Genomic DNA, 13,170 nt, shown 5'->3' on the forward strand with positions numbered 1-13,170 from the left:
ACAGGGACGTTTGTCGCAGCCGACCCGCCCGACAATGCAGACGCGGCGAGGGTATCCGCATAGCGGACAGACGGTGTTAAGCGAAGGCGCGGGTGGAGGGGCCGCGCCTTCGGCCCCTCCAATTGCCGTTCATTGTGGTAACAGAGAAATTCGGGGTATTTACGGCAATTCTCCTGCACAAAACGCCCAGAGGATGGATAAAAAAATGCCAGTCAGGCTTAACTGACTGGCATTAGGCCATGCGGCCGCCTTCCTCATGATGCTTGTCGCTTAGATCAGCTTCAACGCGACCCAATACAGCGCACCGGAAAGCAGAATCGAGATTGGCAGGGTGAGCACCCAGGCCAACAGGATGTTCTTCACGGTTTTGCTCTGCACGCCGCCGCCGTCCACGATCATCGTCCCGGCAACCGCCGAAGAGAGAACGTGGGTGGTGGAGACCGGCATGCCGGTATAACTCGCCACGCCGATCGACAGCGCCGCGGTCATCTGGGCCGATACGCCCTGGGCGTAGGTCATGCCTTTCTTGCCGATCTTCTCGCCGATGGTGGTGGCTACGCGTTTCCAGCCCACCATGGTGCCGAGCGACAGCGCCAGCGCGACGGCGACGATGATCCACATCGGCGCGTACTCGACGGTCTGCAGCAGATCCTGACGCAGGTTCTTCAGGAAGCGCTGGTCGGCGGATGAGGTTTCCGGCAGCTTGGCGACTTTATCCGCCGTGTCGGTCACGCACATCAGCAGGCGGCGCAAATGGCTGCGCTGCTCAACCGTCAACTGATCGTAGCTTTGCAGGTTGGTCAGCATGCCCTGAGCCAGCTCGATCGCCGGCATGGCGCGCGAACTGTCGCAGTGGAACTCGGCCGGTTTGCCAGGCGTGGCTTCGTCATCCGGGCTTGGCACCAGCGGCGTCAACGACACCGCATGCGACAGCGCGTCGCCGTGCTGCTGGTAATATTGCTGCAGGTGGGTCACGGCGTCACGCGTACGGGTGATGTCATAACCGGTTGCATTCATATTGACCACGAAGCCGGCCGGGGCAACGCCGATCAGCACTAGCATGATAAGGCCGATGCCTTTCTGACCGTCGTTGGCGCCGTGCGAGAAGCTGACGCCAATCGCCGACAGGATCAGCGCGATACGGGTCCAGAACGGCGGCTTGCGTTTGCCGTCGACCTTTTCACGTTCCGCTGGGGTCATGTGGATACGCTGGCGTTTCTTGGTGCCACTCCAATAGCGGCGCAAGGCGAACACCATCACTCCCGCCACCATCATGCCGACCAGCGGCGAGAACAGCAGAGAAAGGAAAATGCCAATCATTTTCGGGACGTTAAGCGCATCCACGACCGAAGTGTGGGTCATCAGGGCGTTGGTTAAACCGACACCGATGATTGCGCCTATCAGCGTATGGGAACTGGACGCCGGCAGACCGAAATACCAGGTGCCGAGGTTCCAGATGATTGCCGCCAACAGCATGGAGAAGACCATGGCTAATCCGTGTGCTGAACTGACGTTCAACAACAGATCGGTAGGCAACAAGTGGACGATGGCGTAAGCAACACTCAAACCGCCGAGCATTACGCCAAGAAAGTTGAACAAACCTGCCATCACGACCGCAAGTTGCGAGCGCATGGCGCGGGTATAAATAACTGTAGCGACCGCATTGGCCGTATCATGAAAACCGTTGATGGCTTCATAAAACAACACGAACAACAATGCGAGAATTAACATCAGGCCGGTATGGAAATCCAGGCCAGCGAACAAATGCAGCATAAGCGTTACGCCAGTTTGTGGACATGAACGCCGCGCATTATCAGTGACAACCGGTGCCGGGGAAAAGGAAAATATGACGTTTTTTTGATTTGGACATGACGAAATGGTGGCGTGTCTATAACAAAAATATGGAATATCAACGCGTTAATCTGCTCTGACCTCTGTAATATTTTCTTACTATGGCGTTGGCGGCGCGGGGGCTTTACAATCTGCCGCCGTGAATTTGGCGGTGACCGGCGGCGAAACGGCGTAATATGGCGCTCTTTTGTCGCGATTGTGGTTTTGATAAGTGAGGCTCAGGTGGAACAGTTTGATGTCGTAGTGATTGGGGCGGGCGCCGCCGGCATGTTTTGCGCCGCGCAGGCGGGGCAACTCGGTTGCCGCGTGTTGCTGCTCGACAACGGCAAAAAACCGGGCCGCAAGATCCTGATGTCCGGCGGTGGGCGCTGCAACTTCACCAACATGTACGCCGAACCGGCGGCCTATCTGTCGAACAACCCGCATTTTTGCAAGTCGGCGCTGGCGCGCTACACCCAGTGGGACTTCATCGATCTGATCAACCGTTACGGCATCGCCTACCATGAAAAAACGCTGGGGCAGCTGTTCTGCGACGATTCGGCGCAGCAGGTGGTGGATCTGCTGGTCAAAGAGTGCGAGCTGGGCCAGGTGACGATGCGCCTGCGCAGCGAAGTGCTGGGCGTGGAGAAAACCGAGAACGGCTATGCGCTGGCGCTGAATGGCGAAAAAGTAAGTGCTCGCTCACTTGTGGTGGCCAGCGGCGGATTATCCATGCCGGGGCTGGGCGCCTCGCCGTTCGGTTACAAGCTGGCGGAGCAGTTCGGCCTCAGGGTGCTGCCGACGCGCGCCGGGCTGGTGCCGTTTACCCTGCATAAGCCGCTGCTGGAGCATGTGCAAACGCTGTCCGGCGTGTCGGTGCCGGCGGTGATCACCGCCGAGAACGGCGTCAGCTTCCGTGAAAGCATCCTGTTCACCCATCGCGGCCTGTCCGGCCCGGCGGTATTGCAGCTGTCCAGCTACTGGCAACCAGGTGAGTATGTGAGCATTAACTTACTTCCTGAGCTTGATATGGCGGGCTTCCTTGAGGAACAGCGCCTGCAGCACCCGAACCAAAGCCTGAAAAACACCCTGGCGCTGCACTTGCCGAAGCGGCTGGTAGAATGCTTGCAGACCCTGGGACAACTGCCGGAGGCGACGCTGAAGCAGCTGAATGCGCCGCAACAGGCGGCGCTGGTGGATCTGTTGCAGAACTGGCGCGTGCAGCCGAACGGCACCGAGGGTTATCGCACGGCGGAGGTGACGCTCGGCGGCGTCGACACCAACGAACTTTCTTCCAAGACGATGGAAGCCCACAAGGCGCCGGGGCTCTATTTTATCGGCGAAGTGGTGGACGTGACCGGGTGGCTGGGCGGTTACAACTTCCAGTGGGCCTGGAGTTCGGCCTGGGCCTGCGCCCAGGCGCTGGCGGCGCAGGGGCGGTAAAACGCCGCTTGGCCTTGAAACGCGCCGGGTCACATCGACCCGGCATTGAGCTGACTCATTAATTTAATTTTAGTATCGCCGTCGAGAAAACTCGCCTCCAGCGCCTGTCGGTTGCTGCGGTTAAAATCGTCATCCTGCCAGCCGAAGGCGTCATGCAACAGCTGGTACTCCTTGTTCAGCGTGGTATCGACGACGGTGCGCGCATCGGTATTCACGTTTAGCCGCACCCCCCACTTTTTCAGCCGATCTATCGGATGATCGTCGATGCTGTCGAACAAATTGCAGGTGAGATTGCAGCTGGGGCATATCTCGAGCAGGACGCCGGTGGCTACCAGGCGCTCGACGAGCGCAGGGTCCTCGATGCTTCTGACGCCGTGGCCGATGCGTGACACCTGCAGCCTATCTAGCGTCTCCCGCACGCTGTCGGGGCCCTTCGCCTCGCCGGCGTGGGCGATGACGTTGCCGCCGGCGGCACGCACGGCGCGAAAGGCCGCCACATGGTGGGTCAGCGGGTAACGCGCTTCATCGGCGGCCAAATCCAGCGCCACCACGCCGCTTCCCTGATAATCGATAACCAGCTTCGCCGTTTGCAGGCTGGTGGCCGCGTCGAAATGCCGCAGCGTGCATAGGATCAGCCCGGCGGCGATGCCGTAAGCCCGCGAGGCGTTATGCATGGCCGCCAGCACCGTCTCGACCACCGCTTCACCGCTTAACCCCAGCCGGGTATGCAGCAGCGGCGCGAAGCGCAGCTCGGCATAGATGACATTATCCGCCGCCAACTGCGCGAATAAGTCCTCGACGGCCAGCGTTATCGCCTGGCTTGTCTGCAATAGATCTATTTGCGGCGCTATCTTGCTTAGAAAGTCCCCCAGATCGGCGCATCGTTTCGGCGCGACAAATTGCCGATTAAATGCCGTTCTGGTTATTTGCGGGTCGACCTTTTTTAAATAGTGGTAGCTTAAACAGGTATCCAAATGGACGTGTAATTCCACTTTCTTCAATTTTCTTGGATCGAATTTCATGCGGGTCACTTATTTCATTAACGGCTGAGATAACAACGAGAACAGTTTTTCTTTAAACAGGCCGGGCTTAATGCGGGTAATCACGCGCGCATTGGCCGGTTCGCCGGTAAGCTGAGTGGAATCGATGACGTAATGGCCGTAAGACCTCTCACTTTTATATTCTACCCATGAATACGCTTCCAGACTGGTCTCGACGATATCCGGATAGAGCGCCACCGCCATGGTGGTCGGATCGGGCAAATCAAACCCTTTGCGTTCGGTGCGCCGTGCGTTGAACGCCATCAGCGCGCGATTGCAGCGCACGGCAAAGCGTCCCAGTTCGCCGAGGTTATTCAATCGTTCTATATCGCGTTCGTCGATAAAGGCTTCCCCCATGCCGATCTCCCAGCCGACGAGAGTGAGCGGCAGCCCGGCAGTGAGCACCAGATGCGCAGCCTCGGCGTCGGCGTAAAAATTAAATTCGGCCAGCGGGGTGATATTGCCGGGCGTCAGTCCGGAACCGCCCATGACATACACGCGCTTCACCTTTTCGGCCAGCGCGGGCGCTTTCAGCACCGCCATCGCGAGATTGGTCAGCGGCCCCAGGGTGACGATTTCCAGCTCGCCCTTGAGCCGTGCGGCGCAGTCGATGATGGCGTCCACGGCATGAACGGGTTCTACGGCCAAGCGTGGGGTCGGCAAGGCCATGTCGCCCATGCCGTCTTCACCGTGAATATGGTGCGAGTGATAGCGCGTGCGAAACAGTGGTTTCGCCATGCCGGCGTAAACCGGAGGAGCATAGGTTCCCGCTTTTTCCACGCAAATGAGCGCATTTTTGACGCAGTGTTCTAGCGGGCAGTTTCCGGCGACCGCGGTGATCGCTTCCACTTTCACGCCAGGTTCGCGCAACGCCATCAGCAGCGCAACGGCATCGTCGGAAGCGGTATCGGTGTCTATCAGAATGTGTCGCATGGCAATCTCCTCGTAGGGGGTACGGAGAAAATACCCAGGCGGCCCAAGGCAAAAAAGGTCAGATGTCCTTTTTCGTTCTGAAGCGCGTCGGCTATGCTGAACGCAGTCGAAAGCGAGGAGGCAAGACGTTTAAGGATGAGCCTTGGGAGTGAATCGCCTTGAAAACGGTCGGTGACAGCAAGCTAAAAGAAGCGTTCATTGAGGTTCACGATATGCAAACGGCGCTTTCGCCCACGCTGCTCGCCGCACTGCGCCTGGTGAGCGTCGAAGCCGGCGAATACCTGGTGACGCAAAGCGATCGTTTGACCCACCTGTTTTTTCTCGTGCAGGGAAAATTGCAGGTTGAGAATTTTGATGTGAATGGTGCGCACATTGTCTTTTCCTTCGAAACGGATTTCTCGGTAATTGGCGATCTGGAGCTGTTCTCCCAGGCGCAGCGCACGCTGTTCAGCACCGTGCAGGCGGTGACCGACGCGCTGCTCCTCGCGGCACCGATAGAGGTCATCAACAATCACGCCCTGAGCGACCCGGCGTTTCTCACCTTTATCTGCCGGCAATTGAGCAATAAGCTGCTGCATTCCTCCTTGCTGCATGCGAACGGCGTTTTGACGGCGGAATATAAACTGCGAAAATTTTTATTGTTCAAGATAAAGAGCGAAGGGGAATTGATTGAGCTGGAAAACCGGGAGGCGCTGGCGGCGAGATTGGGCATCTCCGTCAGACAGCTGAGCCGCGCGTTGGCGCAGCTCGCGGCGGAAGGCATCATTCAGTTTAAAAACAAATCACTGCGGGTGACGGATCGCCAACGGCTGTCTGCTATCGAAGGTAACCAAAGCGGTTAATCGAGCGCCGGCCCTTTCAATTCCACGCGATTGCCGTCCGGATCGCTGAAATAGATGGACGGCCCGTCGCCTTCCGCGCCGTAGCGCGATTCGGCGGGATCAGCGTCGATCCCCTGCGATCGCAGGTAGGTCAGCAACGCGTCTTCGTTGAACGGATCGATGCGCAGGCAAAAGTGATCGACGTTCTGCTGTCTGGCATCGGGCGGCATGCCGCCTTTTCTTCCTAGCATGCCGTTGACGTCCACCAGATCGATCATGGAGGCGCCGGCGCGCAGGTGCACCAGCCCCAAATCCGGCCGCTGTTTGGCGATATCACAACCGATGACCTGGGTATAAAAACGCAGGCTGTTCTGCATATCGCGCACGCGCAGAACCACATGATCGATATTCTTCAGGCTGAAAGGGGGCATGGTTCTCTCCCAAGAGCGGTACGTGACTCTTTAGCTTAAGCGGTCGTGCCCGATTTATCCTCTTTTCTCCCCTATTGCTGTCAGCGCCGCCGCTTATCGCAAAGCGGCCACGATCTCCTCCAGCTTAGCACGCTGCGCCTCACCAAGTGCGCTGTCCATCGCGGCATTCTCCGCCAGCAGGGTTTGCAGGCCGATCAGCCAGTCATAGATATAAAACGCGGTATTTTTGGTCGGCGTCGGCGCCAGCCGGGTTAGCCGCTGCTGGCCACTCCAGTCCACCGCCGGCTGCGGCGGCGGGGTAAAGATCGGCTGGCCGGGATTGACGCGGCTCTCGGGGCGCGTGGCCGCGTCGCGCCGCTGGAAGCCGAGCCAGGCGACGAAGTCGCCCAGTAGCGCCAGCGCCTGGCTGATCTGCCGATCTTCACCCTGTTCCGGCAAGCTCCCGGCGCACAGCGCGCGCTCCAGTTCGTCGTCGAGCCGCAGGCGGCAGGCGGCGCCGATCAGCGCATCGACCAGCAGTTCGAGGTGCGGCCTGTCGACGCCGAGCAGATCCAGCAACCGGCGGCTGTCTGGCAGCGCGCGCAGATGGTTGACCCAGTCGGCGAAGATCCGCGCGGCGAAAGGCGATGCGGGCTGCTCGCCGGGCGCCGCAGGGTCTTGCGCACCGAACAGATCGATATCCAGCCCAAACGGCGAAGTCGGCGTCGTCTGGGACGGCGTCGTATGCTGCTGTTGCTGATAAAGCTGGCGCAGCGTATCGCGCTGGGGCAGCAACCGTTCCAGCAGTTCGCCGTGGCGGCCGGCCTGCGCCTGCAACGCGCGCAACAGCTGCTGGGCGCGTTGCTGCGCCGCGTGCGGATCGGCGACGGAGAGCCAGTTGCCGAGCAGGCTTTCCGTCAGTTCGCGCTGCAACTCTTCACGCTGTTCGAGCAAGCGCGCTTGTTTGTGGGCCGGGCGCGCCTGTGCAGCCAGGTAGTTCACCATCCGGCGGCAGTCCTGTTCATCCAGCGCCAGCAGCGTGGCCCAGCTGTCGCCGGGCTCGCCGACCTGACGCTGGACGGCATCGTCGGGCCGCGCTTTGCCTTCCTGACGCAGATCGAACGGCGTGATTGCCCAGATTAAACCGGGCTTGCGGCGCTGGCGCAGCGCCGGGGTTTCCCCCTGGGTGTGGTTGACCCAATCGGCGAGCGCCTGGCCGACGCGCGCGGCGTCCTGCGGCGTGGCGGCGGCATCGGTCACCAGCAGCAGGCTGGCGTGCAGGCCGTCGGCGCAACGGGCCAGTAAATGGGCGCGCTTCGCCTGCTGCAGACGCTGCGCCGGCTCTGCCTGCGGACAGATGCGGCTGCCGGGCAGGTCGATCAGCGCCACGTCGGCGGGCAAGCCTGCCTGCGTCGTCTGCGGCAGCAGGGTGGTCACTTCTGCGGTCAGCCAGGCCAGATCGCTCAGTGCGATCTCCCGTTGATCGCCGTTTTCGGTCATGACGGCGATCGTGGCGTTTTCCGGTGCGGCGCTTGCGGTCAGCAGCGCCAACGCGCGGCGCGGGGCATGAACCCGTCTGCTGCCGTCGAGCGCCTGCAACGCGTGCGCCAGCTGGCGGTAACGCGCCGTCAGCGTCGCTTCCTCTCCCCACAGCGGCGCAAACAGGCGCGCGCGGTCATCGATGCTCAACTGCGGCGCCAGCGTCACCGCCTGCGGCCAGAAGTGCCTGTCGAGCGTGGATTGCTCTTTGTCGCCGTGGCGGCGCAGGCTGTCCCACAGCGCCAGTACGGCATTGCCGTCGAGGCCATCGATGGCGATCGCCTGTCGGTGGCGCGTCAGCGCTTGCAGGTGGTCGGCGATGGCGCGGGCGTCCCAGTCCGTGCGGAAGCCGCTCATCGCGGCGGCGTCAATCGTCATGGCCAACCACTGCGCTTCATCGAGCAAGGCGAGGGCGATCGGATAATCGGCGGGCCCCGCCTCGGCCGCCGTGCAGTAGCGCACCGCGAGCGAAAGGTCCGCGTCGAAGCGCTTCGCGCCGGGCGCCAGCGCCGCCAACAGATGGGCTTTGGCGGCGGCGTTGTGGCCATATAAACCGATGGCGACCTGCGCAGACCGTGTGTTTTCCAACAGTGCGGCGCGGTTATGGCAACGCCGCAAACGCTGTATCAGCCGATCGGCTTCCCGCTCCAGGCGGGCGGAGTGACGGCGTGCGGCGTCCACCCAGTCGATCGCCTGCAAAATGCCGGCGCTGAGCGCGTTATTCGGAGCCGCTGGGGCGAGGGTTTGCGTGTTCATCGTGGGTAAATGCTCCCGCTGTCTATCCAGTAGTGGGTCGCACCGGAGGCGCTGGCAGCCAGGGTATTGAGTTTCAGTTGCAGGTGGTGCGCCGGGACGGGGCTGCCGTCGGCCAGCAGCGCCTGGGCGATCTTGACGCTCTCGGCGCCCTGCTCGGCGCTGGCGGTGATGGCCAGCCGCAGGCCGATCACCGCGTCGCCGGCCAGCTTGCGCGCCAACTGGGCGTCATTGATGGTCAGCGTATAGAGCGGCGAGGCCGGCCAGCGTTCGTTGTCCAGCTGGCGGAAGCCCAGACGCAGCGGGCCGCGCAGCTGGAAGCTGCCGGCGGGATCGAGCGCGAAATCGGCGCGATCCAGATCGATGTCGCGGTAATAGACGTTATCGTCCGCCAGCATGTTGTTGCCGTCCAGCATGCCCAGATAGCGAATGGTGGAGTAGGGCTGGAAATCGCCGACGTTGAAGTAAAAGCTCTCCAGCCGCAGATCGATCGCCAGCAGGCACAGCATGGCGCCCACGGCAGCGGTGGATTTCGGGTTGTCGATGCGGCCGCGTTTGTTGAACGGGTACCAGCTGCGGGTGTGGTAGCCCTCGAGCGGCAGAATGCGGCTGGCGGGCAGCGGCTGCAGATGGCGCAGCAGCGCCTGCACGCCGGGGAAGCGCGCCGGGCGGCCGGTCAGCAGCAACACGTCGCAGGTGTACAGCGCCACCACTTCGGCCAGCAGGCGCAGACAGCGGCCGATGCCGATGCGATCGGACAAGAAAGCGGCGTGCAGGTCGGCCAGACGGATCACCAGCGGGGTGTGCAGGATATCGAAGGCGTCGCTGTCGGCTTCGCGCTGCACTTCGCCGTTGATAAACGCCAGCACCTGCGGCGTCGGCCGCTGCGGCAGCAGATCGCCGAGGCCGGCGGCGATTTCCGCGCGGCTGTCCAGCGGATCGTACTGCTCATAGGCGGCGAGCAGCGCGCGTCCGGCGGGCATGAAGATCTGCAGCGCGGCCTGTTGACGCAGGGTGGAAAGCCCGTCCATGCGCCCTTCGTTGCCGAACAGTTTGTCCATCAGCGCCGCAGCGGCGCTCACGCCGGCGGCCTCGAACGCCTGTTGCACGGCGGGCAAGACAAACTGCTGGATGATGTCCAGCAAGATATCGTCGCCGGCGACCTTAAAGCCCTCGCGGAACAGCAGGCGCGGGTTGATTTTGATGTTGTTGCCTACGCCGTCATCGAGCGAGTAGTGCGTGATCGCCAGATCGGTGGTGCCGCCGCCGATGTCGATGGAGGCGATGCGCAGCGTCTTGCCGGGCTGTTCACCCGGCGTCAGCGGCCGATCGGGCCGAGCCATGGCGGCGAAGAAGGCGTCGGTGCGGCCGGCGAAGTTCACCTGGGTTTCGTTGTACAGATAGACCATCTGGCCGCAGGTGGCTTCGTCCCACTCGATCTGCACCTGCGGCGCCGGGAAGCGAGTGTGCGCGCCGTCGAACGGCGCATCCTGCGGGTGCCAGCCGAGGGCTTTCCACACCAGCCCGATCGCTTCCTGCATGCGGCGGCGGAAGATCTCGCGCTCCGGCTTCGGCATCGCCGACGGCAGCGTCAGGATGATGGCGCGTAAACGGCGCGGGGCGGCGGCGTTCGGCATGCGGCTGCGCTGGGCGATGCTGTTGATCTGCATCAGCGCCTGCGCCAACAGCTCGCTCAGCATCAGGCTCATCACCGCGCTGCGGCTGTAATGGGCGGCGAACACCGGCAGCCGTTCGGCCGTCGGCAGGGCGGACAGCGGCACGCCCTCGTCGTTGATCAAGGTGGTCAACGGCGCGGCGGCGGCCATCGGCTCGTGACGCTCGTTGAAGCGCCAGCCGGGCGCATAGCGCTCTTCGTCCCACAGATAGCGGCGCGGGCTGGAGATGCCGGTGGTGCCTTCATGCCCTTCGCGTCGCTGCGCCAATTGCGCGGCTTCACGGCCGACGCGGGTGATGGACGGCCATTGGAAGGCGTCGTCGCGTCCGCTCTGGAAGGACAGATGCGGCTTGCCGAACGCGGCCCGAGAAAACTCCACCCGGCTCTCGAACAGTTCGTTGTAGACGTGATGCGGTTCGGACAGCGAGCGCAGCTGCAGCTCATAGGTTTGCTTCAGGCCGTTGCTCTCTTCCGGATGGTCTTCGACCAGCACGCCGCAGGTGTGAGAATTGCCGACGTCCAGCACCAGATCGACGTCGATCGCCGGCTGTTGCAGCGTCGCCGCCGCCATTTTTATCTGCGGCACCGTCAGCTGATGGCCGAGCATGTGCAATAGGTTGAGGTAGTGCGCCTGATACTCGAAGGTTTTCAGCCCGGCGTTGATCTCCGCCTCGGCGCGCTGTTCCCGCTCGGCGGCGCGCTGGCTGAACGCCTCGCGCAGCCAGCCGTCCACCCAGGTCAGATCGAGGAACTCGCCCAGCTCGTGGTTGCGGTGCGCCAGCGCGAAGCTCAGATCGGCGCCGAGATCGCTCTCGCCCGGCGCCAGCGCTTCCTGGCCGGGCACGGCGGCGCGGGTATCGAAGGCCAGCACCACCCGCAGCAGGTTGCCGTCCTGATCCGGTTCATCCAGTTGCACCACCTGCAGGCGAGCCCAGTTATCCGGGCCTGACAAAAATATCCCCGAGGCGGTATAGCGCAAGAACGGCAACGGCAGCCAGAGCTTATCCAGCAGGCGCAGCGACTGCTGCAGCGGGTAGCTGAACTCCGGCCGCACCACTTCGGCGGCTTGCCCGCCCTCGGCCGGCAGCTGATATTTGCCGCTCTCGGCCTCCCATTGCAGGCGCAGCAGCGGGCCGCTGGCGGTCTTGCGCACGAATTTGCCGGGAAACTCGGCGTCCAGCCGCGGGGTCAGGGCAAAGTCCATAAACTGAATGCCGCTGTCCTGAATCAGCGTAATGCCGTGTTTGTAGTCCGTAAGGGGTGCCAGCATCATTTACTCTCGCGCTTGAACGTCATGGGATAGGTGGTGTCCGCATCGTAGCGGCCGGTGCATTCCGCGGCCCCGGTCTCGCCCTGGCGGCAGACGATTTCCGGGATCTGGTAGCGGCTGCCGTCGCTGCAGCGCGCTTTGGTGCGGCTGTTGATCACCAGATTGCCGGACTGCATCAGCCCGGCCTCGACCGCCACCCGGCAGGTGACGCCGTCGCCGTAGGCGATGACGGCGCTGCCTTTGCCCGCGTTCAGGCGGTATTGCAGGCTGGGGCGCTTGCCGGTGATCGGATCTTTCAGCGCCACCGTGGCGCGCCATTTGCCGTTAAGGAAACGGGTGGAGCCGGCCTTCACCGCCTCGGGCGGCAGCACCAGCGCATTTTTGTCCGCCGGCTGCGGGATGACCGGCGCCGGGGGCGGCGGCATCAGCGTGGCGTGCGCCAGCGGCAAGCGCAGCTCAGGCAACGGCGCGGCGGTTTTTTCCGGCGGTGCCGGATGGCGCACCTCAGCCGGCATCGCCGGTTGCGGCGGCGGTGAGCGGTGCAGCCAGGCGGCCAGCGCCGCGCTGCCTAGCAGCAGTACCGGCAACAGCCACAGCGCGTGGCGTCGACGCGGGCGAACAACGGCGCGGGATTCGGCGGGCGCCGTCGGGGCGGGCACCGGTTCAGGCTCGGCGGCCGGGGCCGGTTTTACCGGTTCGACAACGGCCGGTTTGCGCGGCGCGGCGGCGATCGGCGCCGGTTTTTCCACTTCCGATTCGAGCGGGCGCAGGCAGGCTAACGGATCGTCCGGGCTCTGCGCCTGCGGTTTGATAAAGCCCCAAAAGGTCAGCACCGGCCGATCGTCCACCAGGTAGACGTGGTTGGGGTCGGGAATGTGCATCGCTTTGGCCAGCAGCGCGCCGAACAGGCGGTGGCTGGGGTGATCGGTCGCCCGGGTCTGTTCGGTCAGGCTGCGGAAGGTCGCCAGACAGTGTTCCAGGTGGCGCACCGCCTGCGCGCGCTGGGCATCGCTTGCCGCCAGCCAGGAGGTCACCTTGCCCGGAAAGGGCGCATACCAGTCGATGCGCGTGCCGCTTTCGTTCGGCTGGGGGATCGCCAGACAGTCGGCGGCCTGCTGCTGTCGGCGAAGACGCAGGGTTTCCCGCAGCTGCTGCGCGCAGGCGTAGATCGGTTGCCCGTTTTCGCCTAAAGCCAGCACATCATCCAAACTGCCACTGCGTAAGAAGGGTTTCACCACGGCGCCGCACCTTGTCCTGTTCTGCAAAAACGCATAAAAGTCCATGGTACCCCGCCGGCGATGCCGCCAAACGGCCAAGGACAGCCCGAAAAACGCCCTTCTTTGGCGTTAGCGGCGCACTTTGGCAACCGGCACAGTGAAAATCTCGCTATCTGGACCTGTCTGTGAACCGCTTTATCTGAAAAATAGAACGCAGCCCCGGCAAGCGACGCCGGGGA

9 protein-coding genes are annotated in these 13,170 nt (G+C 62.8%); 2 read left to right on the top strand and 7 right to left on the bottom strand.

The features are described from left to right. Positions 1–270: 270 nt before the first annotated feature. Positions 271–1,773: an inorganic phosphate transporter PitA gene (gene pitA / locus H7A77_RS11215; RefSeq protein WP_033645348.1), complete on the bottom strand. Its 1,503-nt coding sequence runs from the start codon at positions 1,771–1,773 to the stop codon at positions 271–273. Positions 1,774–2,073: 300 nt separating this feature from the next. On the opposite strand from pitA, the gene H7A77_RS11220 reads away from it, so the two are divergent. Then, complete coding sequence (locus tag H7A77_RS11220; RefSeq protein WP_164057857.1) at positions 2,074–3,273, top strand: NAD(P)/FAD-dependent oxidoreductase; 1,200 nt, start codon at positions 2,074–2,076, stop codon at positions 3,271–3,273. Between the two features lie 29 nt (positions 3,274–3,302). Here the strand turns inward: H7A77_RS11220 and add are convergent, their stop codons facing one another. Both add and H7A77_RS11230 read right to left on the bottom strand, forming a co-directional pair. After that, positions 3,303–4,295: an adenosine deaminase gene (gene add, locus H7A77_RS11225; protein ID WP_182074230.1), complete on the bottom strand. Its 993-nt coding sequence runs from the start codon at positions 4,293–4,295 to the stop codon at positions 3,303–3,305. Positions 4,296–4,304: 9 nt separating this feature from the next. Further along, positions 4,305–5,246: a nucleoside hydrolase gene (locus H7A77_RS11230; protein ID WP_033645346.1), complete on the bottom strand. Its 942-nt coding sequence runs from the start codon at positions 5,244–5,246 to the stop codon at positions 4,305–4,307. A 158-nt stretch (positions 5,247–5,404) separates the two neighbouring features. On the opposite strand from H7A77_RS11230, the gene H7A77_RS11235 reads away from it, so the two are divergent. Beyond that, positions 5,405–6,088, top strand: coding sequence for a Crp/Fnr family transcriptional regulator (locus H7A77_RS11235; RefSeq protein WP_047026517.1), 684 nt, complete (start codon positions 5,405–5,407; stop codon positions 6,086–6,088). On the opposite strand, the gene H7A77_RS11240 is transcribed toward H7A77_RS11235, so the two are convergent. The 4 genes from H7A77_RS11240 to H7A77_RS11255 form a co-directional block, all read right to left on the bottom strand. Then, on the bottom strand, positions 6,085–6,498 hold the full coding sequence (locus tag H7A77_RS11240) for a VOC family protein (RefSeq protein ID WP_182074192.1): 414 nt from the start codon (positions 6,496–6,498) through the stop codon (positions 6,085–6,087). The genes H7A77_RS11235 and H7A77_RS11240 overlap by 4 nt on opposite strands. A 93-nt stretch (positions 6,499–6,591) precedes the next feature. Then, complete coding sequence (locus tag H7A77_RS11245) at positions 6,592–8,772, bottom strand: virulence factor SrfC family protein (RefSeq protein WP_182074193.1); 2,181 nt, start codon at positions 8,770–8,772, stop codon at positions 6,592–6,594. Further along, positions 8,769–11,714 (bottom strand): virulence factor SrfB, encoded by a 2,946-nt coding sequence (locus H7A77_RS11250; protein ID WP_182074194.1) that lies wholly within the window; start codon positions 11,712–11,714, stop codon positions 8,769–8,771. Before H7A77_RS11250 ends, H7A77_RS11245 begins: the two co-directional genes overlap by 4 nt. After that, positions 11,714–12,952 (bottom strand): SrfA family protein, encoded by a 1,239-nt coding sequence (locus H7A77_RS11255; RefSeq protein WP_182074195.1) that lies wholly within the window; start codon positions 12,950–12,952, stop codon positions 11,714–11,716. The genes H7A77_RS11250 and H7A77_RS11255 overlap by 1 nt, the downstream gene beginning before the upstream one ends. Between the last annotated feature and the right edge of the window lie 218 nt (positions 12,953–13,170).

Origin of the sequence: Serratia sp. ME47 (assembly GCF_903970925.1) — a bacterium.
In the GTDB taxonomy this organism is placed as follows: domain Bacteria; phylum Pseudomonadota; class Gammaproteobacteria; order Enterobacterales; family Enterobacteriaceae; genus Serratia; species Serratia ureilytica.

Excerpts from the sequence above, each read along its gene's own strand:
- pitA (WP_033645348.1), bottom strand. The coding sequence starts at position 1,773 with ATGCTGCATTTGTTCGCTGGCCTGGATTTCCATACCGGCCTGATGTTA.
- add (WP_182074230.1), bottom strand. The coding sequence starts at position 4,295 with ATGAAATTCGATCCAAGAAAATTGAAGAAAGTGGAATTACACGTCCAT.
- H7A77_RS11230 (WP_033645346.1), bottom strand. The coding sequence starts at position 5,246 with ATGCGACACATTCTGATAGACACCGATACCGCTTCCGACGATGCCGTT.
- H7A77_RS11240 (WP_182074192.1), bottom strand. The coding sequence starts at position 6,498 with ATGCCCCCTTTCAGCCTGAAGAATATCGATCATGTGGTTCTGCGCGTG.
- H7A77_RS11245 (WP_182074193.1), bottom strand. The coding sequence starts at position 8,772 with ATGAACACGCAAACCCTCGCCCCAGCGGCTCCGAATAACGCGCTCAGC.
- H7A77_RS11250 (WP_182074194.1), bottom strand. The coding sequence starts at position 11,714 with ATGCTGGCACCCCTTACGGACTACAAACACGGCATTACGCTGATTCAG.